Raw genomic sequence first — 24,929 nt, 5'->3', positions numbered from 1 at the left:
AAGTTCTCATGATGATGGCGCTCGGGTTGTTCGTGTTCAGCCTGTCGACCCTGCCCTACCAGGAACTGAAGCGCCGGCGCGGCTGGCGTTTCGCCAGCAACAACCGCGTCGGTAAAAAGCCCGCGCGGCAGTACGTCGGCGAAGATGACGAAACCATCAGCCTGTCCGGCGTGCTGCTGCCCGAGCTGACGGGCGGCGACCTTTCCCTTGCCGTCATTGAGGCGATGGCCGACCAACACACCGCCTGGCCGCTGATCGAGGGCACGGGCCACATCTACGGCATGTTCACGATCGACAACATCGATACGACACGCACGCTGTTCTTCAGCGACGGCACCGCGCGGCGCATTGAGTTCACGATCGCGCTGACGCGTAACGACGAGCTCGACATGCTCGGCATCGTGACCGACGCCATCAAGGGGGCGATCTCGCTATGAACCTGACCGACATCCCCGGCGCCGACCTGGTGCAGCAGGTCGTGCTCGCCGACGATCGCGTGCCGCGTGCGATCTACTCGATCACGCTGAACGGCAAGAACATCACGAAGAAGTTCGACGGCCGGCTGATCTCGATGACACTGCAGGACAACCGCGGCTTCGAAGCGGACCAGCTCGACATCAGCCTCGACGATGCGGACGGCGCCTTGGAGATCCCGAGTCGCGGCGTCACGCTGAAGCTGTCGATCGGCTGGGCCGGTGCGGCAAACGGCCTGGTCGACAAGGGCGAATTCATGGTCGACGAGGTTCGGCACACCGGCACGCCCGACGTGCTGACCATCCGCGCGCGAAGTGTCGACCTGCGCGCGGGCCTGTCGATCAAGAAGGAGCGCTCCTGGCACCGGCAGACAGTCGGCGCGATCGTGCGCGCGATCGCCAGCCAGAACAAGGTCGAGGCGCGCATCAGCAAGGCGCTCGACGCGCAGCTCGTCGACCACATCGACCAGACGGCAGAGTCGGATGCCAATCTGCTATCGCGCCTGGCGAAGATGTTCGACGCGATCGCGACCGTGAAAAACGGGTTGCTGCTCTTCATCAAGGCCGGCGAAGCGACCACAGCGAGCGGCAAGCCGCTGCCGGCCGTCACGATCACCCGCGACGTCGGCGATCGCCACGAGTTCGGCGTCGCCGATCGGGACACGTATTCCGGTGTGCAGGCGTTCTACCTGAACACGCGCACCGCGAAGAAGCAGTCGACCACCGTAAAGCGGCGCCGGCGTCGCACGACAGCGAAGAAGAAGCCGATCGACAAGAGCGGCGACGTGCTGTTCGGCACGGCTGAGAACGTGAAGACGTTGCGACACACGTACGCGAACAAGGGGAACGCGACGCGGGCGGCGAAGGCAGAGTGGGAGAAGTTACAGCGCGGCGTCGCAGAGTTCAGCATTGTGCTGGCGCTCGGCCGCCCCGAGCTGATGACCGAATTACCTGTAACCGTGCGCGGTTACAAACGTGTCATCGACGATTGCAACTGGATCATTGCGCGCGTTACACATTCGATCGACGGTAACGGCGGATTTACATCGGACCTCGATCTAGAGGTCAAAGCGACCGAGGTGCCAGAGATCGACACCTCGGCGGATGCGTGACGTTACGTCAGCAGCAGGTTGCGGATGTTCGACAGGCTCAACATCGCACTCGTGACCTGCGCCAGCAGTGCCGCGCGCTCACCGGCCGACAAGTCACGCACTGCGCGCGCCTCTCGGTTCCCAGCTACAGTGGAGCCGGCGCGCCCACATTGCGCGGCTAGCGTGGCTTCGGTACAGCGTCGGATTACCCCGTCGTCGGCTGTTTCAATTTGGTATTGCGGGTCTTGCGGCTTGTAACTCACAACGGCTTCCTCTTCGGATATTTTGAGAGGCGCTACGACGTGAAACGGCATTCACGCGTGCTGTAACGCTGCCCCATTCTCGTGCTTTTTTCAGACAAATGGAATGTAGGAGAAAGCCCTGTGAAAGTTAGGAAATCGCCTAACTTTCGTCGGCTCTCTCCCGATCACCCGTCCCCAGCCACTGCGAAGGGCGCATTACGGCCAATAACAACTATCGCTTGAATCATGGTTTCCCGGACGACTCCCCCTCGACTCAACTGGAATCTGCTGCGCGCATACAGTGAGATCGCGCGCTATCGCAGCATTTCGGAGGCGGCGCAGGCAATGGGCGTACAGCGGCCGACGGTCAGCGAGAAGGTGTCCGAGCTCGAGCGCGTCCTCGGCCGCCCGCTGATGAAGCGCCGATCTGGGAGTGACGGTTTTCGACTCACGGAGTTCGGCGCGCAGCTCCGCGCCGTCGTGGCCCGCTTCGATCGCGAACTCGCTGCGTTGTGCGAACCGTTCGAAGGCGCGTCGACCGACATGACGACGAACGACGTGTTAGGGGAAGTCGAAACTGCGATGGCGGCGCTCGAGCGCGCCGCAGAGACTCTTCGTCAGTCCTGATCTTTCGCGGCGCTTTTCTTCGATGCGCGTTCGCGCTTCACACGTTCCGCGTCGCCCTGCGCGTCTCGCAGCACCTCGAGCGCCGCAGCATCCAATTTCGCAGCGCGGTTTTCGGCAAGACGCGGAAGCCGCTTAGCCGGCGCGCCTGAGATCGTCATCGTCCCGGCGAGCAAGAAGCCGTTGACCGAAGCCTGGACGGCCGTGCGGCCGACGTCGTTCAACTGGCGAAACCCCTCGAGCAGCTCGGCCTCATCGTCCGGTACGCCGGGCCCCTGCGCACGCTCGCCCGTGATGACGTACAGCACGTCGACCCCGACCTTCGAAAGCGCGGCCAGGTAGTTCGCATCGGGCGATCGCGCGTCCGATTCGTAATTGAGCTGGGCCTGCTTACCGAGCCCGCCCAGTGCAGCGAATTCCGCCTGGCTCAGACCGATACGCATGCGCTCCTCCTTCAACCGGTTTCCTATTGAAATGTCAGACATCTTGCGGTTTCGTTTTGATTACCTTACACTTCACCTATCCCTAGTGAAGCACTATCGAAATTGAGTATACCCGCCATGACTACCCACAAAGGCCCGCGGCGTGCGCCGCCGGGCGTCATGTCCAGCAAGACCGTTTCGCTTCGCCTCCTTCCCGCAGAGCGGGCGCAGCTCGAGCAGCTCGGCCAACAAGAACGGCGCTCACTGTCGAGCCTCGCACGCCTCATCTATCTCGAAGGGCTCCCCCGCTACCTCGCCAGGATGTCCTCGATTGAGGACACCACGGGCAATGTTTCCGCAAGCTGAACCCGAGGTGACCACCATGTATCCGGATCCAAAACGTGTCCGCGACAACCGCTTGATGGTGCGGTTCGACGACTACGAATACGCCCTCATTACCGCGCTCGCCAATTACCAGGGCGAGGCCGCTGCAACGCTGATTCGCCAGATGGTTTTGCGCGAAGCCGCTGAGGCTCTGATTCCAGCGTGCAATGTAGCCCACGAGCACGGCTGAAAACAGCAGCCCTAGAGCAGCCGATCCAATGCCCGAACTCGAACTCACATTCACCGAGCAAGAAGCCGAACTCCTTGAACGCGTCCGACTGCAGGAAGGTCTTGCGACGATCCAGCAGGCGGCCGAATGGCTCGTGAAGCGACGACTGCGCAACGGTGCGCGTCGCCTCACCGGACGAAACCGGGCTCTTTACGCCGTAACCACCAGCCGTAACTAACGCGGCAGTCTCCGACAGGAAGTCACGATGAAATTGAAGTGTCACCACTGCGGCAGCCGCGCCGTCATTCGAACCAGCCGCACGCTGTCGTCCCTCGTCCGCGAGGCGTACTGCCAGTGCACCAACATCGAATGCGCGACGACGTACAAGATCCACGTCGCCACCGTCCATACGATCGCGCCGAGCCTCAACCCGAATCCGCACGTGTACGTGCCGCTCGGCAAGGTTGATCGGCTTCCGACCGATTCGCGACAGCTCCCGCTGCTCGACGCCTAAGCCCTAACCCGCCTTTTCGCTGAACACCCATCGCGCCCGCTCTGCGGGCGTGAGGGACTCCTTTTGCCTGAAATTTCTTGGAGGCCGTATGCAAACGCTGATCCCCGCACCGATCGCCGTACTCGCCCAATCGCTGTCCTACGACGAGCGTGTCGCCTACCTCACGAAGATCTCCGAAGCCGACGTGCGTGCCGACGTGTTCGTCGCATCCGCCCGTGCTTTGGGCTTCGTCGTGTCGTGGGACCTCTCGTGCGGCACGCCGGTGCTCGACTGGATGCACTGAAGCGATGCGCGCGCTCCTTACCGACATCGAGCTGCGGGCGATGTGGCGCCGCCTGCGCATGGTCGGCAGTTTCGACGCCCTGTGCCCGGCCGCCCGCCACGCCTTCGAATGTACGGCGAGCGTATGGCGGGACCGGAAGCTTGCCCCCGAACCGCCGCCCGTCGATGGGAAGTGCCGCGCCGCGAACGACTTCGACTGACCCATCCGCGCCGGCCGCCGGCGCACTCACCTGGAACCACACCATGAAGCCCTACGTTTTCAGCATCGGCGTTCTGCTGATGCTCTCCTTCTCCCTCACTGGCGCGTCCTGCCTGGCCGGCGATGTGCTGCGCCTGTTCGAAGTTCGCCACGCCCGCGTCATTGCTTTCGCGATTGGCGCTGTCGCCATGATCGTCCTGGTCGCGGTGCTGGCCTGGTCCGTTCCTCCGCGTGGGTGATGCGATGACCACGAAAACCATCCCCGGCACCTTCACCGTCTCGGCCGCCACGTTGCCACGTGATCTGTATTTCCACGCGTCCCCTCGTGATCCGGTCGAACCGGCTTTCATCATCCACGCGGACGGCCGCGTAACCGTGCCCGATAACAAAACGGTCGACGACGCGGCCCGCGCGTTCTGGACCACAGTGCGACGCATTAACCCGTTCCTGCCGAAGCTTGATCGCGAGCAGTGCGTTCGCGCCGTTGTCGCGAAGCTCATGTCGCACCACGGATTCGAGCTGACGAACCCGAACGCCGACGTTCTCGAGCTCGAGAACCCGCGCGCTCGTGCTTGGGTATCGCTGTCGCACGAGATCGTCGATGCACTGTTCGCCGACAAGCAGGGGTGATGCTATGAAAAAGACCTTCACCTTCGAATTCGACACTGACCGCCTGTCCACCTTCTCCGACGACTATCTCGCGGGGTGCTGGTACACCGCGCAATTCCTGCCAGTCGAACACGGCGACCGCGACGCTGGCGAAGTGGTTCGCGCCGTTGGTGTCGAAATCATCCGGCGCTGGATGCGCAGCCAACCGATCCCGATGTTCCACATCCAGTCGGGCGACTACCTGCTGCAGCAGATTCGCCGCTTCGCCCGCTGGAATGGCACCGAGTGGGTTGCAGCTTCGGCGGTCGACGAGTCGCGCGCAACAGTTGACGATCAACCGGCCGGGCGGAACGCATGACGCACGAACCCACCATCCGCTACGAGCTGCTGACGCCGGCCGGCCTGCGCACCGTCGCCGGCGATCACGTCGTCATCCCGAACAGCGCCGATGCCACGTTCGGCATCCATGCCGATCCGCACCTGCACGACGGCCATCCCGAAAAGTGGATCGTCACGCACCTGATCTCAGGCATGCGCATCGGCCACGGCGCGACGCGCACCGCCGCGCTCGCGAACGCGACGTCGAACGTCGATCGCAACCGGCGCCGGCTGCGCGAAATCCTCGAGCAAGCCACGGTCTCGCGCTACGAGTTGCAGCACGCGGCCTATCGCCTGCAGCAGAACCACCACGACATCCTCGGAGGCGCAGCAGCATGACGCACACCACGACCCCTCACGACGCCGCGCTCGCGGCCTCCATCGCAGCGGCGGCCGACGCCCTGCGCTTCGACCACGAACCCGGCGGCCTGCAGCGCGTCGCGGTGCTCGCGCTGTTCGTCAGCGTGCTCGGCGATCGCCTGGCGCTCGCCTTCCCCGCGTCGGCCGGCGCACTCCGTGCGCTCGTCGACAGCCCCGCGACACCCGGCAATCCTGCCGCCCTCTCCCTGCATCAACAGCAACCGCAATAACGATGGCCTCGATCGACGAACTGAAACAACGCATCGACCTGCACGACCTCGCCGATCGTCTCGGCTTGAAGCGCGGTCGTGGCGGCGACAAGGCCCTGTACCACTCGCCGCAGCACGAGGACAGGAGCCCGTCCCTGTCGATCTTCATGAACCACCCGAAGCACGGCACCGGCTGGCGCGATCACAGCGCCGACGTCGGCGGTTCGTGCCTCGACCTGGTCATCCACGCTCGCGGCGGCAGCGTCGCCGACGCCGCGCGCTACCTGCACGACGCGTACGGCATCCCGCTCGACCGCCAGGCGCCGGCCGAGCGCCGCGAGAAATCGACCGTCGAATACATCGCCGATCGGTGCTTCGCCGAGCGTGACCAGGTGCGCGAATACCTGGGCGGCCGTAGCATTTCCGCCGGCGCGATCGACACGGCGGTCGCCGCGCGCTCGCTCGGCTTCAACACGTGGACCAGCTCGAAGGTCGCCGCCGGCGAGGTTGGCCATGCCGGCCCGGCCGCCGCGTTCATCGTGCGCGCGCCTGGCGACGGCCGCGTCGTTGCCGTCGACATGCGCTATGTCGATCCGGCGCTCAACGGCGGCGTCAAGACGCAGACCCAGGGCGACAAGGCCGGTTACGGCTGGACCGCCGATCCGCGCCGGCTCGACAAGGCAAAGCGCGTCGTTATCGTGGAAAGCGCGATCAACGCGCTGTCGATCGACACCTGCGCGATGCCTGGCACGGCCGCCCTCGCGCTGCGCGGCCTGGCGAACGTCAGCGACATCGACTTCGCGTTCCTGCGCGGGAAACAAGTCATCGTCTGCCTCGACAACGACGAGCCTTTCGCGGACGGTCACCCGCGCGCCGGCCGCCGTCCTGGTCCCGAGGCTGCATGGGCGCTCTACGAACGGCTGACGGCGCTGAACATCAGCGCGGTGCTCGTCGACCAGGCCGGCTGGCTGGCCGACCTCGCGGACGGCGAGAAGACGCGCAAGCCGATCAACGACGTGAACGACTACCTGCAGTTGCGCGGCCCGCTCGAGCTGACGCGCGCGCTCGAGCAGCTCGAGCCCTGGCTCATCGCCGGCCTGGCCGGCGACGCCACGCGTAGCGGCCGGCCGCGTATCTTCCTGCCCTCGCACGACTTCGCGCAGTACTGGCGCTTCCGTGTTCGGCCGGACTTCACCAGCTACATCACGAAGATGGATCGCAACGAAGAATCGGGCGTCGAAACGCCGGTCGTAACGGATCTGTGCGGCTTTCGCATTGCCGGCATCAGCCGCGTGTCAGTCGCGAGCGCGACGTCGACGATGACTGGCGACGCCGACCAGGCGCCCACCGTGTACTTCGCCGTGTCGGTGCAGGCGCCGCGCCACGGTGCGCAGCTCGTGCGCCGCGTGATGCTCGACGACCAGTTGCACAACGTCGACCAGTGGGGCAAGTTCGGCCCGATCTGGTCGCCGGCGCCGTTCAAGCGCATGGTCAACATCCTCGAGCGCGGCGCCGACCTCGGCGCGCGCCAGGCTGCAAACTTCGTCGGGCTCGCCTGGCGCGACGGCCGGCTGATCGTCAACGAAGGCCCGGACTGCTATTTCACCGAAGCCGACAAGCAGTGCCCGTATCACAACCTGACCTTCCCGACCGGCCCGGCCAGCGACGCGCGCCGCGTCATCGCCGCGTACCAGGCGACCTTTAAGCACAACGCCGCAACGATCCCGCTCGTGTGGGCGCTCGGCGGCCACCTGAAGGCGCTGCTCGGTTTCTGGCCGCACATCACGATCCAGGCGAACAAAGGCGCGGGTAAGTCGACGCTCATCAAGCGCCTCGAGCGTTCGCTCGCGTTCACGATGTTTTCCGGGCAGTCGCTGCAGACCGAGTTCCGCCTGCTGACCAGCATCAGCCACACGAGCCACCCGGTCGGCTGGGAAGAGCTGTCCGCGCGCCGGCAAGACGTGATCGACAAGGCCGTCGGCCTGCTGCAGGAGAACTACCAGTACACCGTGACCCGTCGCGGCACCGACATGACGGAATACCTGTTGTGCGCGCCCGTGATGCTGGCCGGCGAAGACGTGCCCGTGCGCAGCCTGCTCGGCAAGCTCGTGCGCACGACACTGACCGGCAAGCGCGGCCCGCTGATGCCGGACGACCTGCCGCGCTTCCCGGTTCGCCAGTGGCTCGAATTCCTCGCCGGCCTGGACAAGCGCGCCGTGGCCGACCAGTACGCGACGCTGCGCGACAAGGCGCTGGCCAACTGCCGCGCGAGCGGCGAAGACGACGGCGCGAAGCGGATGGCCGGCAACTACGCGGCCGTCGCGCTCGCCTGGCGCTACCTGTGCGAATTCGCCGGCATGGACCCGACCGAGGGGGACTTCCCGCGCGACCTGCTCACCGAAATGAACGGCCACATCGCCGAGACGAGCGCCGATCGCGAGCCGTGGGTCTGGATCATGGAAACCGTGCTGTCGGAGATCGACGGCGGCAACTACAAGCACCCGTTCACGTTCGACACCGTCGACGGCGAGTTCTGCCTATTGCTGCGCACCGGGCATGTGATGGACCACATCGCCCACACGAGCGCGCTGCGCGACAAATGGAACGGCTTGCCCGTGAAATCCGACCGCGTGTTCAAGGCGCAGCTCAAGCACGCCGGCGTCGTGGTCGGCGAAAAGGAACTCGAGCGCCGGATCTACACCCGCCGCGTGCCGTATCTGACGCCGGTGTCGCTCGATCGCCTGGCCGCGTTCGGCCTGCACGTGTCGATCCGTGAAGATCTGGCGACGGACGCGACCGAGCAGCGGGGCCGTGCGTGACGCCCTCTCAGCCGATGCGGCCGCTGTGCGGCCGTACCCCTTCCCTCATTCACTCTGGCCGCGTAGCGGCCCTGTATTCGGGTTTCCGGTGCGTGCGTCGATGCGCGCAGCAATCGGCGCACGCGAATGCCCGGCCGTCGCTCTTTCCGCTGCCCCCCGTCCCCCCCGCAAGTCGAAACGGCCGGGCAACTGCGCTGCCTTTGAGAAAGGGGGGCCGGGCGGGCCGGTTTTTCCACAGGGGACGGGCAGGCAGCGCACGCGAATGGTGGTTTTCGGGTGCATCCGCTCGTAAGTCTTTGATTGTTGAGAAGAGTGCCGCCACGTATCGCGCTCAATTTGCCACGAGTCGGGCCGCTTTTGCCACTAGTCCGGTTTTTGCGCCGGCCGCCGCCGTCCCTTTATCTCCTCTCTCTAATTCATTGAAAAAGAAGAAGAAAGAATACGGAGAAGGGCCGGAAATCAGCCGGAAAGCCATGCCACGAGTCGGGCATGTTTTGCCACGAGTCGGAAGCGCTGCCTATTTTTTAGGCCACGAGTCGGAAGGGGGTGCCACGTGTTTTTCGTGGCAAATGATGGCAAACGAAAACCTTAAAAATCAAATGGTTACGTATGAATATCGGGGCATGCCACGAGTCCACGAGTTGTTTTGCCCCTGCCCCCGCCGCGTGGCGCTCTGGAGATAGCCCGATGAACACCGTCAACCTCGAACAAGCCGCCGCGCTGCTCGGCGCGCACCCTGAAACGGTGCGCCTGAAAGCGAAGGCCGGCGCGCTGCCTGGCCGGAAGGTCGGCAAGCGCTGGATGTTTTCGACGGTTGCCCTGCAGCGCTACCTCGCCGGAGAATGGATTCCGCGAGTTGTGCAGGGCGACCCGCAGGAGAAATTGGAATCATGTCGCTCTATAAACGCAGTAACAGTCCCAACTGGTATTACCGCCTCACCCCGCCTGGCGGTGGTCCGGTCGTACAAGGCAGCACTGGCACCAGCAACAAAGCCCAGGCGGAAGAGCTTCACGATCGGCTGAAGGTCGATCTGTGGAACCAGGCGCGGCTCGGCCACAAGCCGCGCTACACCTGGAACGACGCGGTCGTGCGCTACATCAGCGACCGCGAAGGGCTGTCGAGCCTGGAGACGTCGAAAACGCACCTGCGCTGGCTCGACCAACACCTGGCCGGCGTCGCGCTGGCCGACATCGACCGCAACCGCATCGACGCGATCGCGCTCGCCAAACGGAGGGAACCGAAGGTGATCCGCACGAAGCACGGGATCGTGACCACCGATGAGTGCGTCAGCGCCGGCACCGTGACGCGCGTGATCGGCGTGCTGAAGGCCGTGCTGAACGCGGCCGTCGAGTGGGAATGGTTGGACCGCGTGCCGGCCACGAAGCGCGCGAAGGTCGTGCAGAAGCGGATCCGCTGGCTGACGCAGGCCCAGGCTGAACGGTTGATCGCCGAGCTGCCGGATCACCTGGCCGACATGGCGCGCTTCGCGCTGGAGACAGGGCTGCGCCGCTCGAACGTGACCAGGTTGCAGTGGTCGCAGGTCGACATCGTGCGGCGCGTTGCCTGGATCCACCCGGACCAGGCGAAGGCGAAGAAGGCGATCACGGTGCCGCTATCCGATTCGGCGATCGCAGTGCTGCTGCAGCAGCGCGCGAAGAAGCGCGCGCCCGAGTTCGTCGACAGTGTGTTCGTGTACCACGGCCGGCCGGTCTATCAGACCGTGACCGAAGCCTGGCGCAAGGCGTTGAAGCGGGCCGGCATCCGCGACTTCCGCTGGCACGATCTGCGTCACACCTGGGCGAGCTGGCACGTGCAGCGCGGCACACCGCTGCAGGTGCTGAAGGAGCTGGGCGGATGGGAAACACTGGAGATGGTGCAGCGCTACGCGCACCTGTCAGCGGACCACCTGACGCAGTGGGTGCAGTCGCACACGCAGGCCGCCGAGCTGCACGTCGCCGCCGGCTGACTGTAATTTCACTGAAGTGGGAGAAAACGATGAAGTAGCGAAACCGCTGGAAGCCTTGCTAGGCTTGGCGCGCCCGGCTGGGATCGAACCAGCAACCCCTGCCTTCGGAGGGCAGTACTCTATCCATTGAGCTACGGGCGCGTGAGACAGTGAAGCGACCCCAATATACAGGCCGCCCACTATTGGCAAGACGGCAAGGATACCCGGTTTCCCATGACGCGTCCACCTTGCCCGACGAATCCCCGCCGCACCGTGCTGCGTGCGGGTAAACACGCGCCATCGCACCGCTCGCCGTGATGTAAACGTTCCGTCTATAATCGTCCGTGCTTCATTGGACTGCCATTTTGCCGTTGCACCGCGCTCACAATTCCTATTCACGGAGACGAGGCAAGCATGAGCGAAGCACCCCACGAATCTCCCGTCAAAACCCCCGGGCAGCTGATTGCCGTCATCATCGCGTCGTTCGCGATTCCGATCATCCTGATCGTCCTGTTCGCCAATTATGCGAACCATGCGTTCCGCGCCGGCGCCGGCACGGACGCGCTATCCGACGAGCAGGTCGCCGCGCGTATCGCCCCGCTCGCGCAGGTCGAAGTGAAGGACGCCAACGCGCCCCGCACGTACAAGACCGGCGAGGCAGTCTACAAGGCCGTCTGCGTGACCTGCCACGGCACGGGCGCCGCCGGCGCGCCGAAATTCGGCAACAAGGACGACTGGGCACCGCGCATCTCGCAAGGCTTCGACACGCTGCTGAAGACGGCACTGGCCGGCAAGGGCGCGATGCCGCCGCGCGGCGGCACGAGCCCCGACGACGTCAGCGACTATGAAATCGCCCGCGCGATCGTCTACATGGCGAACAACGACGGCGCGAACTTCCCCGAACCGGCCGCACCGGCCGCCAACGCGGCGCAGCCCGCCAGCGGCGCGGCAGGCGCATCGGGCCCGGCCGACGCCGCGAGCGCGCAGATCGCCGCCGCGCAGGCCGCGATCGCCGCTATCCCGAAGGCCGGCGAACAACCGGCGGCCGCCCCGGCCAGCGCCGATGCGGCAACCGCCGGCAAGGCGCTGTACTCGTCGACCTGCGTGGCCTGCCACGGAGCCGGCGTGCTCGGCGCGCCGAAGTTCGGCAGCAAGGAAGACTGGGCGCCGCGCCTGAAGGACTCGATGGACACGGTCTACAACTACGCGCTGCACGGCAAGGGCGCGATGCCGCCGAAGGGCGGGTCGAACGCATCCGACGCCGACGTGAAGGCCGCCGTCGACTACATGGTCAACTCGGCGAAGTAACACCGGCCGGCCAGAAAAAACCCCCGCGGCGCACACGCACCGCGGGGGTTTGTTTTTTGCCTGACCGGCTGACCGGCTGACTGTCAGATCGTCGGATCGTCGAAACACCGCACGCCCGACGGCGCCGCCGCGTCACTTCTGCAGCAACGCCTTCAGGCTGGCGAGCCGGTCCTTCGGCGACATCGGCGCCTCTTCCGGGGTAGGCGGCGGCGCATCGTCGAGCCCCATCTCCGGAATGAAGCGCGACGGCTCGCACACGACCGTCTCGCGCGCCCGCTTGCGCTTCTTGCACCAGTTCAGGTGCAGGCTGCGCTGCGCACGCGTGATCGCGACGTACATCAGCCGGCGCTCCTCCTCGATCCGCTCGTTGTCGATCGGGCCGTCGTCCTCGCTGCCGCCGCGGTGCGGCATGATGCCTTCCTCGACGCCGACCAGGAACACGTGCGGATACTCGAGCCCCTTCGACGCATGGACGGTCGACAGCCGCACGGCGTCCGGATCCTCGTCCTTGCCCTCGAGCATCGACATCAGCGCGACGGTCTGGATCAGGCCGAGCAGGTTCTTGCCGGTATCGGCGAGCCCGTCGGCGTTGTGGAAGCCTTCGGCCTCGCCGTCGACGGCTTCCGTCTCGGGCTTGGTGCCCTTGCGCTTCAGCCATTCGAGGAATTCGAGCACGTTCTGCCACTTCGACTGCGCCTGGCGCTCGTCGAACGCGTCGTACAGGTACGCCTCGTAGTGGATCGCCTCCATCATGTCGTCGAGCACGACGGTCGCGGGCTCCTTGTCCGCGCGCTCGGTCAGGCGCTGGATGAAGTCGCAGAACATCCGCAACGGCTCGACCTGGCGCGCCGACAGCCGCGCCTCGATGCCACCCATGTACACCGCTTCGAACAACGACACCTTCGCCTGGCCCGCGAACGAGCCGAGCGCCTCGAGGGTCGTGTTGCCGATCCCGCGGCGCGGCGTCGTGACCGCGCGGATGAACGCGGGATCGTCGTCGGCGTTCGCGATCAGCCGCAGGTACGCGCACAGGTCCTTGATCTCGGCCTTGTCGAAGAACGACTGGCCGCCCGACAGCACGTACGGAATGCGTTCTCGCCGCAGCACCTGCTCGAAGATGCGCGCCTGGAAGTTGCCGCGATACAGGATCGCGTAGTCGCGGAACTGCGCGCGCCGTTCGAACTTGTGCGCGGACAGCCGGAACACGACCGATTCGGCTTCATGCTCCTCGTCGTTGCACGCCGTGACGGTGATCGAATCGCCCATCCCGTGCTCGGACCACAGCTTCTTCTCGAACAGTTTCGGGTTGTTCGCGATCACGTTGTTCGCGGCGGTGAGGATGCGCACCGTCGACCGGTAGTTCTGCTCGAGCTTGACCAGGTGCAGCTTCGGAAAATCCTTGCCGAGCTGCGCGAGGTTCTCGAGCGTCGCACCGCGCCAGCCGTAGATCGCCTGGTCGTCGTCGCCGACCGCCGTGAACGCCGCACGCGGGCCCGCGAGCAGCTTCAGCAGCTCGTACTGACACGCGTTGGTGTCCTGGTACTCGTCGATCAGCAGGTAGCGCAGCTTGTTCTGCCAGCGGTCGCGCACCTGCTCGTTCTTCGCGAACAGCTCGGCCGGCAGGCGGATCAGGTCGTCGAAGTCGACCGCCTGGTACGCGTGCAGCGTCGCGACGTAGTTCCGGTAGACCAGCGCGGCCTGGTGCTCGTCCTCGTTGGCCGCGATCGCCATCGCCTCGTCGGGCATGATCAGGCCGTTCTTCCACAGCGAGATGATGCTCTGGATCTTGCGGATCAGCCCCTTGTCGGTCGTGCCGAGCTGCTCCTGGATCATCCCGAAGCAGTCGTCCGAATCCATGATCGAGAACTGCGGCTTCAGGCCGACGTGCTCGGCCTCCTGGCGCAGGATCTGCACGCCGAGCGAGTGGAACGTGCAGACGGTGAGCTGGTTGACGGGCACCTTGCGCCCTTCCTTGCCGGGCGTGGTGAGCGTCTTGCCCTCGAGCAGCTTCCCCACGCGCTCGCGCATTTCGGCGGCCGCCTTGTTCGTGAACGTGACGGCCGCGATGTGGCGCGGCTCGAAGCCTTTCGCTTCGATCAGGTGCGCGATCTTCTGCGTGATCACGCGGGTCTTGCCGCTGCCCGCGCCGGCGAGCACGAGACAGGGACCGTCGAGGTAGCGCACCGCTTCGTTCTGGGCGGGATTGAGGCCTGCGGACATGATGGCGGATGGTGTTGCGGTTGACGGCGGAACGCCGGGAGGATGCCGTGCGCGCCGGGCCGGCGAAGCAGGCGGACACGCGGGGCAGGACGCGCATGTTAACACGTCGGCGGCCCGCTTTTCGGGAGCGTCGCCTGACGGGGCCGCGCGGGCGAATCCCGCGGCCGCCCCTTGTCCGTCCGGCCAATCCGGCCCCGTTCGCGCAGCGATCGGCCACAATATCTCCACCCGGCGCCGCCCCGCGCCCAACCGACTGAATCGCCTGAATCGCCACCGGATCGACATCATGGGATACCCGTTCGCCACCGCCGCCCTTGGCCCGCTGCTGTTCGCGCAGGGGCGCTACGTGCGCCGCGTCACGCCGCGCCTGCCCGAGGCGGCCGGCCCGCGGGACGGCGTGGCAGGCGACGGCCCGCCGCTGCGCGTGCTGGTGGTCGGCGATTCGGCCGCCGCGGGCGTCGGCGTCGCGACGCAGCGCGAAGCGGTGTCCGGGCAACTGGCGAACGCGCTCGCGGCCACGCACCGCGTGCACTGGAAGCTGCTCGCGCGCACGGGCCTGACCACGCGGGAGCTCGTCGACTGGCTCGCCGCCGAACCGGCCGAGCCGTTCGACGTGGCCGTCACGTCGCTCGGCGTCAACGACGTGACGGGCGGCGTATCGCCGGCCCGCTGGCAGGCGCAGCAGGCCGAGCTCGTCCGGCTGCTCGTCACGCGCTTCCGGGTCGGCCACGCGATCCTGTCGGCGGTGCCGCCGATGGAGCGCTTTCCGGCGCTGCCGCAGCCGCTCGCGTGGTATCTCGGGTTGCGCGCGAAACGGCTCAACACGGCGCTCGCCGGCTGGGCCGCCACGCAGCCGCACTGCACGTTCCTGCGCGTCGAGCTGCCGCTCGAGCGCCACCTGATGGCCGCCGACGGCTTCCACCCCGGTGCCGCCGCCTGCACGGTGTGGGCCACGCAAGTCGCCGCCGCCGTGCTGCGCCGGGCGGCCGCATGACGTACCACGGCGCCCCGGCACCGGCCTTTCACCGCGCGGGCCGGCAGGCAAAGCCCGCACGGACGGCACACGCGCCCGCGCAAAATGCCGGCCTTGCTTGCGCAAGCGCCGCATCGCACGGCGCGTTTCGCCCGAACGCCCCGGTACGAGCGGCGGCGCCATGCCAAAATAGCCGGTCGTCTTCGCGCCGTCTCGGCGCACCATCCTTTAGTTTCCTTCGCAGCCAGGGATTGCCATGTCGTCATTGCTCAGGATTGGTTTGATGGGTTTCGGTTTCGCCGGCGCGACGTTCCACGCGCCGGTCATCGCCACGAGCGGCCGCACTGAAGTCGCCGCGATCGCGACGGGGCAGCCCGATCGCGCGCAGGCCGCGTATCCGGGCGCGCGCGTCGTCCCCGATCTCGACACGCTGCTCGGCCTCGACGACATCGAATGCGTGGTGATCGCCACGCCGAACGACACGCACTTCACGCTCGCGCGCCAGGTACTCGAAGCCGGCCGCCACGTGGTCGTCGACAAGCCCGTCACGCTCACCGCCGACGAGGCGCTTGCGCTCGCGCGGCTCGCGAACGCGCGCAGCCGGCTGTTCGCGCCGTTCCACAATCGCCGCTGGGACGGCGATTTCCTCACCGTGCGCCGCATCGTCGAATCGGGCGAGCTCGGCCGGCTCACGTATTTCGCGTCGCACTTCGACCGCTTCCGCCCGACGCCGCGCACGCGCTGGCGCGAGGAACCCGCCCGCGGCGGCGGCCTGCTGCTCGACCTCGGCCCGCACCTGATCGACCAGGCGCTCGCGCTGTTCGGCCTGCCCGAAACGGTGGGCGCGACCGTCAAGACCCGTCGCGACAACGGCACGGCGCCCGATTTCGTGCACCTGCAGCTCGGTTACCCGGACAAGGACGTGGCGCTGCATGCGAGCGCGCTGTCGGCGATCGAACCCGCGCGCTTCACGCTGCACGGCACACGCGGCAGCTACCAGAAGTTCGGGCTCGACACGCAGGAAGACCAGCTCAAGGCCGGCCTCACCGCGGACGACGTCGAATTCGGCGGCGGCAATCCGCCGGGCCTGCTGCGCGTGCTCGACGGCGAGGTCGAGGTCGAACGCCCGGTGCCGACACTCGACGGCCAGTACGCGGAGTTCTACCGCGCGCTCGCCGCGTCGATCCGCGACGGCGCGCCGTTCCCCGTCACCACGCAGGATGCCGTCGACGTGATGACGATCATCGAGCTCGCCGCGCAGAGCGAGCACGACGGCCGCCGGCTGCCGTTCGTGCGCCGCACGATCTGACACCGCGCGCCGGCCGGTCGCGGCCGGCCGGCACGCGCGCGGCCGGCGCGGCGGATTCGATTACAGGAACATTCGGTTACAAATGCCGGGGGAACGAAAGTCAGCGTCCGACCGGTCTGACGCGTTTCTCGAAAAAGTCGATCCGACACCAATCCGTCTGGAGAATGTTGATGCAACGGTTGATTCGCGCAGCAGCGTGCTGCGTCCTGGTTTCCTCGCTTGCGGCCTGTATCGTGCAGCCGCAGCAGCCGGTTCGCCCGGCCCCTCCGCCGCGGCCGAATCCGCAGGTCGTCGCGAACGAGCGGATGCAGCAGATCCAGGGCCGGATCGAGAACCTGCACCGCCGCATCGATGCGCGCGTGAACGGCGGCTACTACCCGCCGCCGTACGGCGCGCAGCTTCACCACCGCCTCGACGTGATCCGCCAGGAAGCGAACGACATGTCCGCGCAGCACAGCGGCGGCCTGTCCGGCGACGAGCAGCGCGTGCTGAACCAGGAGCTCGACACGGCCGCGCGCGCGATCGGCGAGTAACGCACCGGCGCCCGCCGGCGCGGAGAAAGCGGCGGCACCGCTTGCCGCCGCTTGTCGCCGCTTGTCGCCGCTTGCCGCCGCTTGCCGCCGCTTGTCGCCGCTTGTCGCGAAGCGACATTCTTTTGCTCAAATTGACAAGGCCCACCTGCTCGCGTACAGTCGCCCGCACGCGTCGGGAGAGCGTGTGACCGTGCTGTTTCAGCCGGTTGCGCCGCCGAAGGGGCACACCCGCAAACTCTCAGGCAAAAGGACCGACCGCGTCGGGGAACCTCGTCCGTGCATCGCGCGGGCCACACACTCCCCGCACTCTGGAGAGCGGCAGTAGCCCGCAGCGCATAGGCTGCGCGGGCAGGCTGCCCACCGAAGGGGCGCGCGTTCGCCAGGCCTGGCCGGCAGCGCAATCTCTCAGGTATCGAGGACAGAGGGGCATGTACCGGATCGCTCGCAGGCCGTCGGCCGCGGTGGTCGGCACATGGCCGTTCTGATCCGCGCGCAAGCGCCTTGCCTGAGGCCTCGATGACTGCACTGAATCACACCCCGCTCAACGCCGCGCACCGCGCGCTCAATGCCCGCATGGTCGACTTCGGCGGCTGGGACATGCCCGTCAACTACGGCTCGCAGATCGAAGAACATGAAGCCGTGCGCACCGACGCCGGCATGTTCGACGTGTCGCACATGTGCGTCGTCGATTTCACCGGCAGCCGCGTGCGCGCGTTCTTCGAGCACGCGATCGCGAACAACGTCGGCAAGCTCAAGACGCCCGGCAAGGCACTCTACTCGTGCCTGCTCAATCCGCAGGGCGGCGTCATCGACGACCTGATCGTCTACTACTTCACCGAAGAATTCTTCCGCGTCGTCGTCAACGCCGGCACGGCCGAGAAAGACATCGCGTGGTTCAACCAGCTGAACGAGCAAGGCGGCTACGGCGTCACGATCGCGCCGCGCCGCGATTTCGCGATCATCGCCGTACAGGGCCCGAACGCCCGCGAAAAGGCCTGGGCGACCGTGCCCGCCGCGCGTGCCGCGACGAGCGAGCTGAAGCCGTTCAACGCCGCGCAGGTCGCCGGCACGCCGTTCGGCGATCTCACCGTCGCACGCACCGGCTATACCGGCGAAGACGGCTTCGAAGTGATCGTCCCGGCCGTGCACGTCGAAGCGCTGTGGAACGCGCTGCAGCAGAACGGCGTGCGCCCGTGCGGGCTCGGCGCGCGCGACACGCTGCGCCTCGAGGCCGGCATGAACCTGTACGGCCAGGACATGGACGACACCGTCTCCCCGCTCGACGCGGGCCTCGCGTGGACGGTCGACCTCGGCGCGCCGCGCGACTTCGTCGGCCGCGCCGCCCTTGAAGCCAACGGCACCCGCGCCGCGTTCGTCGGCCTGATCCTGCAGAAGGAAAACGGCAAGGCGGGCGGCGTGCTGCGCGCGCACCAGAAGGTCGTCACGCCGCACGGCGAAGGCGAGATCACGAGCGGCACGTTCTCGCCGTCGATGCAGGAATCGATCGCGTTCGCGCGCGTGCCGGCGGCCGTCCAGATCGGCGACCTGGTCCAGGTGCAAATTCGAGACAAGAATCTTCCCGCGCGCGTGGTAAAACTGCCGTTCGTGCGCAACGGCAAGGTCCTCGCTGCGTAACGGCCGGGCGGCCCGCCTCCCGGAAAGCCGGGAGATGGCGCCCGGCGCAACACCACACCCGGCGCGCCCCGGCGGGCGCGCCAGCAAAACGAACAAACCCTTTTATCAGGAGCATCCGATGAGCAACGTCCCGGCCGATCTGAAGTACACCGACGAACACGAGTGGATCCGCACCGAAGCCGACGGCACGCTGACGGTCGGCATCACCGATCACGCGCAGAACACGCTCGGCGACATCGTTTTCCTCGAACTGCCGGCCGTCGGCAAGCAGGTGAAGGCGGGCGACGCGATCGGCGTCGTTGAATCCGTGAAAGCGGCGTCGGACATCTATTCGCCGGTGTCGGGCGAGGTAGTCGCGATCAACGCGGACGCCATCGACACGCCGGAAGAGGTGAACAGCGACGCGTACGACACGTGGCTGTTCAAGATCAAGCTCGCCGCCGGCGCATCGACCGACGGCCTGCTCGACGCCGCCGCCTACAGCAAGCTGATCGACTAATTCCCTTACCCGAACCGCGCGACGCCGGCCGCCGGCCGGCCCGCGCGGGACCAGAGTCACGCCATGAAGCTCGAACACCCGGACCGCCTGATGAACCGCACGCCCCTCTCGCTCGCCGCGCTCGAAACGCACGACGCGTTCGCCGAACGCCACATCGGCCCCGACGCCGCCAGCCAGCAGGCCATGCTCGACACGCTCGGCTTCGCGTCGCGCGCCGCCCTGATCGACGCCGTGATCCCGGCCTCGATCCGCCGCGCCGAAACGCTGCCGCTCGGCCCGTTCGCGCAGCCGAAGAGCGAGGCCGAAGCCCTCGCCGCGCTGCGGGTTCTCGCGGACAAGAACCAGGTGTTCCGCTCGTATATCGGTCAGGGTTACCACGACACGCACACGCCGGCCGTGATCCTGCGCAACGTGCTCGAAAACCCGGCGTGGTACACGGCCTACACGCCGTACCAGCCCGAAATTTCCCAGGGCCGCCTCGAGGCGCTCCTGAACTTCCAGCAGATGGTCGCCGACCTGACGGGCCTCGCGATCTCGAACGCGTCGCTGCTCGATGAAGCCACCGCCGCCGCCGAAGCGATGACGCTGCTGCAGCGCACCGGCAAGCCGGCATCGAACGTGTTCTACGTCGCCGACGACGTGCTGCCGCAAACGCTCGAAGTGATCCGCACGCGCGCGCTGCCGGTCGGCATCGAGGTCAAGACGGGCCCGGCCGCCGACGCGGCGCAAGCGAATGCATTCGGCGTGCTGCTGCAATACCCGGGCGTGAACGGCGACGTGCGCGACTACCGCGCGCTCACCGAAGCGATCCACGCGGCCGGCGGCCACGTGGTCGTCGCGGCCGACCTGCTCGCGCTGACCGTGCTGACGCCACCCGGCGACTGGGGCGCGGACGTCGCGATCGGCAACACGCAGCGCTTCGGCGTGCCGATGGGCTTCGGCGGCCCGCACGCCGCCTACCTGGCCGTGCGCGACGAATTCAAGCGCCAGATGCCGGGCCGCCTCGTCGGCGTGACGGTCGACGCGCAGGGCAAGCCCGCGCTGCGCCTCGCGCTGCAGACGCGCGAACAGCACATCCGCCGCGAGAAGGCGACGTCGAACGTGTGTACCGCGCAGGCGCTGCTCGCGATCATGGCCAGCATGTACGCGGTCTACCACGGCCCGCACGGCCTGAAGACGATCGCGCTGCGCGTGAACCGCATCGCGGCCCTCTTCGCCGCCGGCGTGAAGCAGCTCGGCTTCGCGACCGTCAACGACACGTTCTTCGACACGCTGACGATCGACACCGGCGCGCGCACCGCGCAGGTCCATGAACTCGCGAAGGCCAGGCGCATCAACCTGCGCCGCGTGAGCGACACGCAAGTCGGCGTATCGGTCGACGAAACGACGACGCGCGACGACCTCGCCGATCTCCTCGACGTGTTCGCGCAGGCCGCGGGCGGCACCGCGCCGGCCGTCGATGCGCTGGACGCGGGCCTCGCCGGCGTCGCCGCGCTGCCGGCCGGCCTCGAGCGCACGAGCGCGTACCTGACGCACCCCGTGTTCAACCGCCACCATTCCGAAACCGAAATGCTGCGCTACCTGCGCAGCCTGTCGGACAAGGATCTCGCGCTCGACCGCTCGATGATCCCGCTCGGCTCGTGCACGATGAAGCTGAACGCGACGTCGGAAATGCTGCCGGTCACGTGGCCCGAATTCGGCGGCATCCACCCGTTCGCGCCGGCCGAGCAGACCGTCGGCTACCGCGAGATGATCGACCAGCTCGAGCAGATGCTCGTCGCGGCCACCGGCTACGCGGCCGTGTCGCTGCAGCCGAACGCCGGCTCGCAGGGCGAGTACGCGGGCCTGCTGATCATCCACGCTTACCACGCATCGCGCGGCGAAGCGCACCGCGACGTGTGCCTGATCCCGGCATCCGCGCACGGCACGAACCCGGCGTCCGCGCACATGGCCGGCATGAAGGTCGTGGTCGTCGCCTGCGACGCGCAGGGCAACGTCGACATCGCCGATCTCAAGGCCAAGGCCGACGAGCACGCGAAGAACCTCGCGGCGATCATGATCACGTATCCGTCGACGCACGGCGTGTTCGAGCAGAACGTCCGCGAGATCTGCGAGATCGTGCATGCGCACGGCGGCCAGGTGTACGTCGACGGCGCGAACATGAACGCGATGGTCGGCCTGACCGCGCCGGGCCAGTTCGGCGGCGACGTGTCGCACCTGAACCTGCACAAGACCTTCTGCATCCCGCACGGCGGCGGCGGCCCGGGCGTCGGCCCGGTCGCGGTCGGCGCGCACCTCGCGAAGTTCCTGCCGAACCAGCGTTCGACCGGCTACTCGCGCGACGAAAACGGCATCGGCGCGGTGTCGGCCGCGCCGTACGGCTCGGCGTCGATCTTGCCGATCTCGTGGATGTACATCGCGATGATGGGCGCGAAGAACCTGACCGCCGCGACGGAAACCGCGATCCTCAACGCGAACTACATCGCGAAGCGCCTAGCGCCGCACTACCCGGTGCTGTATTCGGGCCCGGGCGGGCTGGTGGCGCACGAGTGCATTCTCGACCTGCGCCCGATCAAGGAATCGAGCGGCATCACCGTCGACGACGTCGCGAAGCGCCTGATGGATTACGGCTTCCACGCGCCGACGATGAGCTTCCCGGTGCCGGGTACGCTGATGGTCGAGCCGACCGAATCGGAATCGCAAGAGGAACTCGACCGCTTCATCGCCGCGACGATCGCGATCCGCGAGGAAATCCGTGCGGTCGAGGAAGGCCGCGCCGACCGCGAGGACAACCCGCTGCGTCACGCCCCGCACACGGCGGCCGTCGTCACCGCGAACGAATGGCCGCACGCGTACTCGCGCGAGCAGGCCGCGTACCCGGTCGCGTCGCTCGGCACGAACAAGTACTGGCCGCCGGTCGGCCGTGCGGACAACGTCTACGGCGACCGCAACCTGTTCTGCTCGTGCGTGCCGATGTCGGAATACGCATAACGCACACGAGGCCAGGAGCCGTCCGATGGTGCCCGCACCGCACGCAACCCGGGGTTGCGTGCGGTTTTTTTGTTCGCCGCTCGAACCCGTGCACGTTCGTGCGCCAATCCAGCTAACATCACACGCGATCCAGCCAATGAAGGAGTTCCGCATGGTGCGTCCGATGTTTCCGGGCCATGGTGCACTGCAAGGGCGGCCGCGCGCGCGCCGTATCGTGCCGATGTTCGTCGCGTCGCTGTCGTTGGCCGCTGCCGGCCTCGGCGCGTGCGGCAGTGCGCGCGCGGCGATGAATTTCTGCGCGGCGCCGGCCCTGCAGGCGAGCGAGACGACGCAGGCCGAGCCGGGCGTCCAGGCGCTGATCCGCAGCGTCGACGCACGCATCGGCGAGCAGCCGAAGGCGATGGCGCGCGTGCACACCGAGGGCACGCTGCCGCACGAAGGCATCTACGACCAGAGCGCCGCCGCGCTGAAGGATCTCGACCTGATGCGCGATGCCGCGCTCGCGTGGCGCGTGACGAACGCGCCGCGCTACCTGCAGCTCGTCGACCGCTTCCTGTCCGCGTGGGTCGGCACCTACCAGCCGAGCTTCAACCCGATCGACGAGACGCGTTTCGACAGCCTGATCGTCGCGTACGACATGACGGCAAGCGCGCTGCCGGTGAAGACCCGCAACGCGACCGCTGCGTTCATCGCGAAGCTCGGCGCCGGTTATGTCGCACAGATCGACGCGCAGAAGCGCCCGCTCACCGGCACCTGGCGCAACAACTGGCAGAGCCACCGGATCAAGCTGATCGCGCTGTCCGCGTTCACGCTCGGCGATCGCAGGATGATGAACGCCGCGCAGCGGCTGTTCGTCGAGCATCTCGCCGACAACATCGGCCCGGACGGCAAGACCTGGGACTTCGAGGAGCGCGATGCGCTGCACTACGCGGTCTACGACCTGCAGCCGCTGGTGACGGCCGCGCTCGCCGCGCGCCGCTTCAACCGCAACTGGCTGCGCGAGCGCGGCACGAACGGTGCGACGCTCGCGGCCGCGCTCGACTGGCTCGTGCCGTACGCGCTCGGCGAGAAAACGCACGAGGAATTCGTGAATTCGCCGGTGCCGTTCGACGCGAAGCGCCGCGAAGCCGGCCTGCCGGGCTACACGGGGCAGTGGGACCCGAAAAACGCCACCGAACTCTTTCATCTGGCCGCGCGGCTCGACGGGCGTTATGCCCGCGTCGCGCAGCAACTTTCCCCAACGCCGCCCGCATGGCTCGCCGCGTGCCTGCCATTGCAGGCGCGCTAGCACTACTCTTAAAGCAAGGCAGGAATCGAAATGGCAGTCAGCGTCTTTGACCTCTTCAAGATCGGTATCGGTCCATCCAGTTCGCATACGGTCGGGCCGATGCGCGCGGCGCTGATGTTCGTCCAGGGCCTCGAGCGCGACGGGATGCTCGACGCGACCGCCCACGTGAAGGTCGAGCTGTACGGCTCGCTCGGCGCCACCGGCAAGGGCCACGGCACCGACCGCGGCGTGATGCTCGGCCTGCTCGGCGACGCGCCCGACACCGTCGATCCCGACACGATCGACGCGCGGCTGGAAGACGTCCGCAAGTCGAAGAAGCTCGCGCTGCTCGGCACGCACCCGGTGCCGTTCGTGCTGAAGGAGAACATCGCGTTCTACCGCCAGGCGCTGCCCGAGCATCCGAACGGGATGAAGCTGCGCGCGAGCGACGCGAACGGCGCGGTGCTGGTCGAGCGCACCTACCTGTCGGTCGGCGGCGGCTTCGTCGTGACGGCCGGCGCGCCGAACACGAAGGTGCTGAGCGCGGCCGAGCAGATGACGCACCCGTTCCGCACCGGCGCCGAGCTGCTCGCGCTGACCGAGTCGACCGGCAAGTCGATCGCGCAGCTGATGTGGGAAAACGAGCGCGCGTGGCACACCGAGGAAGAGACGCGCGATGGCCTGCTGAAGATCTGGGCGGTGATGCAGTCGTGCGTGTCGCGCGGCTGCGGAATCGGCAACCCGGATGCCGACGGCAACCTGCCCGGCCCGTTCCAGGTCAAGCGCCGCGCGCCGCAGCTGTACCGCACGCTGACGGGCAGCCCGGAGCGCGCGCTGCAGGATCCGCTGTCGATGATCGACTGGATCAACCTGTACGCGATCGCGGTCAACGAGGAAAACGCGGCCGGCGGGCGCGTCGTCACCGCGCCGACCAACGGCGCGGCCGGCATCATCCCCGCCGTGCTGCACTACTACACGCGCTTCACGCCGGGCGCGAACGAGCAGGGCGTGATCGACTTCCTGCTCACCGCCGCTGCGATCGGCATTCTTTACAAGCTGAATGCGTCGATCTCCGGCGCGGAAGTCGGCTGCCAGGGCGAAGTGGGCGTCGCGTGCTCGATGGCGGCGGGCGCGCTCGCGGCCGTGCTCGGCGGCACGCCGCAACAGGTCGAGAACGCGGCCGAGATCGGGATGGAGCACAACCTCGGCCTCACCTGCGACCCGGTCGGCGGGATGGTGCAGATTCCCTGCATCGAGCGCAACGCGATGGCGTCGGTGAAGGCGGTCAACGCGGCGCGCATGGCGTTGCGCGGCGACGGCTCGCACTACGTGTCGCTCGACTCGGTGATCAAGACGATGCGCGAGACCGGTGCCGACATGAAGACGAAGTACAAGGAAACGTCGCGCGGTGGGCTCGCGGTGAATATCGTCGAGTGCTGATGCGGATTCCGGCGGTCACGCGGGGCGAATCGA

General features: G+C 67.1%; 27 protein-coding genes, 1 tRNA gene, 1 pseudogene and 2 riboswitches. Of the genes and pseudogenes, 26 read left to right on the top strand and 3 right to left on the bottom strand.

Annotated features, from left to right (window positions below; genetic code table 11):
* Window positions 1-8: 8 nt before the first annotated feature.
* The 3 genes from VK92_RS04890 (at window position 9) to VK92_RS04880 (ending at window position 2,433) form a co-directional block, all read left to right on the top strand.
* Window positions 9-437 carry a phage tail protein gene (locus tag VK92_RS04890; RefSeq protein WP_048025249.1) on the top strand — a complete coding sequence of 143 codons (429 nt, stop codon included), beginning with the start codon at window positions 9-11 and terminating at the stop codon, window positions 435-437.
* The gene (locus tag VK92_RS04885; RefSeq protein ID WP_048025248.1) at window positions 434-1,585 is read left to right on the top strand and encodes a phage late control D family protein; all 1,152 of its coding nucleotides are present in this window, start codon (window positions 434-436) and stop codon (window positions 1,583-1,585) included. The genes VK92_RS04890 and VK92_RS04885 overlap by 4 nt, the downstream gene beginning before the upstream one ends.
* Window positions 1,586-2,052: 467 nt before the next feature.
* Entirely contained in the window at window positions 2,053-2,433 is a 381-nt protein-coding gene (locus tag VK92_RS04880; RefSeq protein ID WP_048025246.1) for a helix-turn-helix domain-containing protein, read from the top strand.
* On the opposite strand, the gene VK92_RS04875 is transcribed toward VK92_RS04880, so the two are convergent.
* Complete coding sequence (locus tag VK92_RS04875) at window positions 2,424-2,915, bottom strand: helix-turn-helix domain-containing protein (RefSeq protein ID WP_048025244.1); 492 nt, start codon at window positions 2,913-2,915, stop codon at window positions 2,424-2,426. The genes VK92_RS04880 and VK92_RS04875 overlap by 10 nt on opposite strands.
* Window positions 2,916-2,990: 75 nt before the next feature.
* Between VK92_RS04875 and VK92_RS04870 the strand changes: the two genes are divergently transcribed.
* The 14 genes and pseudogenes from VK92_RS04870 (at window position 2,991) to VK92_RS04815 (ending at window position 10,742) form a co-directional block, all read left to right on the top strand.
* Window positions 2,991-3,218 carry a hypothetical protein gene (locus VK92_RS04870; RefSeq protein ID WP_231600678.1) on the top strand — a complete coding sequence of 76 codons (228 nt, stop codon included), beginning with the start codon at window positions 2,991-2,993 and terminating at the stop codon, window positions 3,216-3,218.
* Between the two features lie 16 nt (window positions 3,219-3,234).
* Complete coding sequence (locus VK92_RS04865; protein WP_012327650.1) at window positions 3,235-3,426, top strand: hypothetical protein; 192 nt, start codon at window positions 3,235-3,237, stop codon at window positions 3,424-3,426.
* A 28-nt stretch (window positions 3,427-3,454) separates the two neighbouring features.
* Window positions 3,455-3,643 carry a hypothetical protein gene (locus VK92_RS39475; RefSeq protein WP_082160889.1) on the top strand — a complete coding sequence of 63 codons (189 nt, stop codon included), beginning with the start codon at window positions 3,455-3,457 and terminating at the stop codon, window positions 3,641-3,643.
* Between the two features lie 27 nt (window positions 3,644-3,670).
* Complete coding sequence (locus tag VK92_RS04860) at window positions 3,671-3,919, top strand: ogr/Delta-like zinc finger family protein (protein WP_048025242.1); 249 nt, start codon at window positions 3,671-3,673, stop codon at window positions 3,917-3,919.
* A gap of 88 nt (window positions 3,920-4,007) precedes the next feature.
* Complete coding sequence (locus tag VK92_RS04855; RefSeq protein ID WP_048025240.1) at window positions 4,008-4,202, top strand: hypothetical protein; 195 nt, start codon at window positions 4,008-4,010, stop codon at window positions 4,200-4,202.
* Window positions 4,203-4,206: 4 nt separating this feature from the next.
* Window positions 4,207-4,401: a hypothetical protein gene (locus VK92_RS04850; RefSeq protein ID WP_048025238.1), complete on the top strand. Its 195-nt coding sequence runs from the start codon at window positions 4,207-4,209 to the stop codon at window positions 4,399-4,401.
* A gap of 43 nt (window positions 4,402-4,444) precedes the next feature.
* Window positions 4,445-4,639: a hypothetical protein gene (locus VK92_RS04845; protein WP_048025236.1), complete on the top strand. Its 195-nt coding sequence runs from the start codon at window positions 4,445-4,447 to the stop codon at window positions 4,637-4,639.
* 4 nt (window positions 4,640-4,643) lie between these two features.
* Complete coding sequence (locus tag VK92_RS04840; protein WP_048025234.1) at window positions 4,644-5,030, top strand: hypothetical protein; 387 nt, start codon at window positions 4,644-4,646, stop codon at window positions 5,028-5,030.
* A gap of 4 nt (window positions 5,031-5,034) precedes the next feature.
* The gene (locus VK92_RS04835) at window positions 5,035-5,367 is read left to right on the top strand and encodes a hypothetical protein (protein ID WP_048025232.1); all 333 of its coding nucleotides are present in this window, start codon (window positions 5,035-5,037) and stop codon (window positions 5,365-5,367) included.
* Window positions 5,364-5,726 carry a hypothetical protein gene (locus VK92_RS04830; protein ID WP_048025230.1) on the top strand — a complete coding sequence of 121 codons (363 nt, stop codon included), beginning with the start codon at window positions 5,364-5,366 and terminating at the stop codon, window positions 5,724-5,726. The genes VK92_RS04835 and VK92_RS04830 overlap by 4 nt, the downstream gene beginning before the upstream one ends.
* Window positions 5,723-5,977, top strand: a complete 255-nt coding sequence (locus tag VK92_RS04825; RefSeq protein WP_048025229.1) for a hypothetical protein — start codon at window positions 5,723-5,725, stop codon at window positions 5,975-5,977. Before VK92_RS04830 ends, VK92_RS04825 begins: the two co-directional genes overlap by 4 nt.
* Window positions 5,978-5,979: 2 nt before the next feature.
* Complete coding sequence (locus VK92_RS04820; RefSeq protein ID WP_048025227.1) at window positions 5,980-8,775, top strand: toprim domain-containing protein; 2,796 nt, start codon at window positions 5,980-5,982, stop codon at window positions 8,773-8,775.
* A gap of 609 nt (window positions 8,776-9,384) precedes the next feature.
* Window positions 9,385-9,552: pseudogene (locus VK92_RS43380) on the top strand (hypothetical protein); the annotation flags it as partial.
* Between the two features lie 113 nt (window positions 9,553-9,665).
* A complete protein-coding gene (locus tag VK92_RS04815; RefSeq protein ID WP_048025225.1) occupies window positions 9,666-10,742 on the top strand; it encodes a tyrosine-type recombinase/integrase in 1,077 nt (358 codons plus the stop codon).
* A 65-nt stretch (window positions 10,743-10,807) separates the two neighbouring features.
* On the opposite strand, the gene VK92_RS04810 is transcribed toward VK92_RS04815, so the two are convergent.
* Window positions 10,808-10,883 (bottom strand) — tRNA-Arg (locus tag VK92_RS04810).
* Between the two features lie 252 nt (window positions 10,884-11,135).
* On the opposite strand from VK92_RS04810, the gene VK92_RS04805 reads away from it, so the two are divergent.
* Window positions 11,136-12,029, top strand: coding sequence for a c-type cytochrome (locus tag VK92_RS04805; RefSeq protein WP_048025223.1), 894 nt, complete (start codon window positions 11,136-11,138; stop codon window positions 12,027-12,029).
* A gap of 132 nt (window positions 12,030-12,161) precedes the next feature.
* On the opposite strand, the gene VK92_RS04800 is transcribed toward VK92_RS04805, so the two are convergent.
* Window positions 12,162-14,249: a UvrD-helicase domain-containing protein gene (locus VK92_RS04800; protein WP_048025221.1), complete on the bottom strand. Its 2,088-nt coding sequence runs from the start codon at window positions 14,247-14,249 to the stop codon at window positions 12,162-12,164.
* Window positions 14,250-14,535: 286 nt separating this feature from the next.
* Between VK92_RS04800 and VK92_RS04795 the strand changes: the two genes are divergently transcribed.
* The 8 genes from VK92_RS04795 (at window position 14,536) to VK92_RS04760 (ending at window position 24,896) form a co-directional block, all read left to right on the top strand.
* The gene (locus tag VK92_RS04795; RefSeq protein WP_048025219.1) at window positions 14,536-15,243 is read left to right on the top strand and encodes an SGNH/GDSL hydrolase family protein; all 708 of its coding nucleotides are present in this window, start codon (window positions 14,536-14,538) and stop codon (window positions 15,241-15,243) included.
* 235 nt (window positions 15,244-15,478) lie between these two features.
* Entirely contained in the window at window positions 15,479-16,531 is a 1,053-nt protein-coding gene (locus VK92_RS04790) for an oxidoreductase (protein WP_042978333.1), read from the top strand.
* A 170-nt stretch (window positions 16,532-16,701) separates the two neighbouring features.
* Complete coding sequence (locus VK92_RS04785) at window positions 16,702-17,064, top strand: hypothetical protein (protein ID WP_021164193.1); 363 nt, start codon at window positions 16,702-16,704, stop codon at window positions 17,062-17,064.
* A 163-nt stretch (window positions 17,065-17,227) separates the two neighbouring features.
* A riboswitch (glycine riboswitch) is annotated at window positions 17,228-17,328 on the top strand.
* Window positions 17,329-17,362: 34 nt separating this feature from the next.
* A riboswitch (glycine riboswitch) is annotated at window positions 17,363-17,496 on the top strand.
* An 84-nt stretch (window positions 17,497-17,580) separates the two neighbouring features.
* Window positions 17,581-18,699: a glycine cleavage system aminomethyltransferase GcvT gene (gene gcvT / locus VK92_RS04780; protein ID WP_048025217.1), complete on the top strand. Its 1,119-nt coding sequence runs from the start codon at window positions 17,581-17,583 to the stop codon at window positions 18,697-18,699.
* Between the two features lie 118 nt (window positions 18,700-18,817).
* Window positions 18,818-19,198 (top strand): glycine cleavage system protein GcvH, encoded by a 381-nt coding sequence (gene gcvH, locus VK92_RS04775; RefSeq protein ID WP_021164191.1) that lies wholly within the window; start codon window positions 18,818-18,820, stop codon window positions 19,196-19,198.
* Between the two features lie 63 nt (window positions 19,199-19,261).
* Complete coding sequence (gcvP, locus tag VK92_RS04770) at window positions 19,262-22,189, top strand: aminomethyl-transferring glycine dehydrogenase (RefSeq protein WP_048025215.1); 2,928 nt, start codon at window positions 19,262-19,264, stop codon at window positions 22,187-22,189.
* Window positions 22,190-22,340: 151 nt separating this feature from the next.
* Entirely contained in the window at window positions 22,341-23,477 is a 1,137-nt protein-coding gene (locus tag VK92_RS04765; protein ID WP_048025352.1) for an alginate lyase family protein, read from the top strand.
* 30 nt (window positions 23,478-23,507) lie between these two features.
* Window positions 23,508-24,896, top strand: a complete 1,389-nt coding sequence (locus VK92_RS04760) for an L-serine ammonia-lyase (RefSeq protein WP_021164187.1) — start codon at window positions 23,508-23,510, stop codon at window positions 24,894-24,896.
* Window positions 24,897-24,929 lie beyond the last annotated feature (33 nt).

The organism is Burkholderia sp. LK4, from assembly GCF_001043615.1.
GTDB lineage: Bacteria > Pseudomonadota > Gammaproteobacteria > Burkholderiales > Burkholderiaceae > Burkholderia > Burkholderia cepacia.
This window is presented reverse-complemented; position numbering and strand designations above follow the sequence as displayed.

Excerpts from the sequence above, each read along its gene's own strand:
- gcvT (WP_048025217.1), top strand. The coding sequence starts at position 17,581 with ATGACTGCACTGAATCACACCCCGCTCAACGCCGCGCACCGCGCGCTC.
- gcvP (WP_048025215.1), top strand. The coding sequence starts at position 19,262 with ATGAAGCTCGAACACCCGGACCGCCTGATGAACCGCACGCCCCTCTCG.
- VK92_RS39475 (WP_082160889.1), top strand. The coding sequence starts at position 3,455 with ATGCCCGAACTCGAACTCACATTCACCGAGCAAGAAGCCGAACTCCTT.
- VK92_RS04815 (WP_048025225.1), top strand. The coding sequence starts at position 9,666 with ATGTCGCTCTATAAACGCAGTAACAGTCCCAACTGGTATTACCGCCTC.
- VK92_RS04785 (WP_021164193.1), top strand. The coding sequence starts at position 16,702 with ATGCAACGGTTGATTCGCGCAGCAGCGTGCTGCGTCCTGGTTTCCTCG.
- VK92_RS04795 (WP_048025219.1), top strand. The coding sequence starts at position 14,536 with ATGGGATACCCGTTCGCCACCGCCGCCCTTGGCCCGCTGCTGTTCGCG.
- VK92_RS04835 (WP_048025232.1), top strand. The coding sequence starts at position 5,035 with ATGAAAAAGACCTTCACCTTCGAATTCGACACTGACCGCCTGTCCACC.
- VK92_RS04870 (WP_231600678.1), top strand. The coding sequence starts at position 2,991 with ATGACTACCCACAAAGGCCCGCGGCGTGCGCCGCCGGGCGTCATGTCC.
- VK92_RS04880 (WP_048025246.1), top strand. The coding sequence starts at position 2,053 with ATGGTTTCCCGGACGACTCCCCCTCGACTCAACTGGAATCTGCTGCGC.
- VK92_RS04825 (WP_048025229.1), top strand. The coding sequence starts at position 5,723 with ATGACGCACACCACGACCCCTCACGACGCCGCGCTCGCGGCCTCCATC.
- VK92_RS04765 (WP_048025352.1), top strand. The coding sequence starts at position 22,341 with ATGGTGCGTCCGATGTTTCCGGGCCATGGTGCACTGCAAGGGCGGCCG.
- VK92_RS04890 (WP_048025249.1), top strand. The coding sequence starts at position 9 with ATGATGATGGCGCTCGGGTTGTTCGTGTTCAGCCTGTCGACCCTGCCC.
- VK92_RS04850 (WP_048025238.1), top strand. The coding sequence starts at position 4,207 with ATGCGCGCGCTCCTTACCGACATCGAGCTGCGGGCGATGTGGCGCCGC.
- VK92_RS04790 (WP_042978333.1), top strand. The coding sequence starts at position 15,479 with ATGTCGTCATTGCTCAGGATTGGTTTGATGGGTTTCGGTTTCGCCGGC.
- VK92_RS04860 (WP_048025242.1), top strand. The coding sequence starts at position 3,671 with ATGAAATTGAAGTGTCACCACTGCGGCAGCCGCGCCGTCATTCGAACC.
- VK92_RS04865 (WP_012327650.1), top strand. The coding sequence starts at position 3,235 with ATGTATCCGGATCCAAAACGTGTCCGCGACAACCGCTTGATGGTGCGG.
- VK92_RS04820 (WP_048025227.1), top strand. The coding sequence starts at position 5,980 with ATGGCCTCGATCGACGAACTGAAACAACGCATCGACCTGCACGACCTC.
- VK92_RS04760 (WP_021164187.1), top strand. The coding sequence starts at position 23,508 with ATGGCAGTCAGCGTCTTTGACCTCTTCAAGATCGGTATCGGTCCATCC.
- gcvH (WP_021164191.1), top strand. The coding sequence starts at position 18,818 with ATGAGCAACGTCCCGGCCGATCTGAAGTACACCGACGAACACGAGTGG.
- VK92_RS04875 (WP_048025244.1), bottom strand. The coding sequence starts at position 2,915 with ATGTCTGACATTTCAATAGGAAACCGGTTGAAGGAGGAGCGCATGCGT.
- VK92_RS04845 (WP_048025236.1), top strand. The coding sequence starts at position 4,445 with ATGAAGCCCTACGTTTTCAGCATCGGCGTTCTGCTGATGCTCTCCTTC.
- VK92_RS04830 (WP_048025230.1), top strand. The coding sequence starts at position 5,364 with ATGACGCACGAACCCACCATCCGCTACGAGCTGCTGACGCCGGCCGGC.
- VK92_RS04800 (WP_048025221.1), bottom strand. The coding sequence starts at position 14,249 with ATGTCCGCAGGCCTCAATCCCGCCCAGAACGAAGCGGTGCGCTACCTC.
- VK92_RS04840 (WP_048025234.1), top strand. The coding sequence starts at position 4,644 with ATGACCACGAAAACCATCCCCGGCACCTTCACCGTCTCGGCCGCCACG.
- VK92_RS04885 (WP_048025248.1), top strand. The coding sequence starts at position 434 with ATGAACCTGACCGACATCCCCGGCGCCGACCTGGTGCAGCAGGTCGTG.
- VK92_RS04855 (WP_048025240.1), top strand. The coding sequence starts at position 4,008 with ATGCAAACGCTGATCCCCGCACCGATCGCCGTACTCGCCCAATCGCTG.
- VK92_RS04805 (WP_048025223.1), top strand. The coding sequence starts at position 11,136 with ATGAGCGAAGCACCCCACGAATCTCCCGTCAAAACCCCCGGGCAGCTG.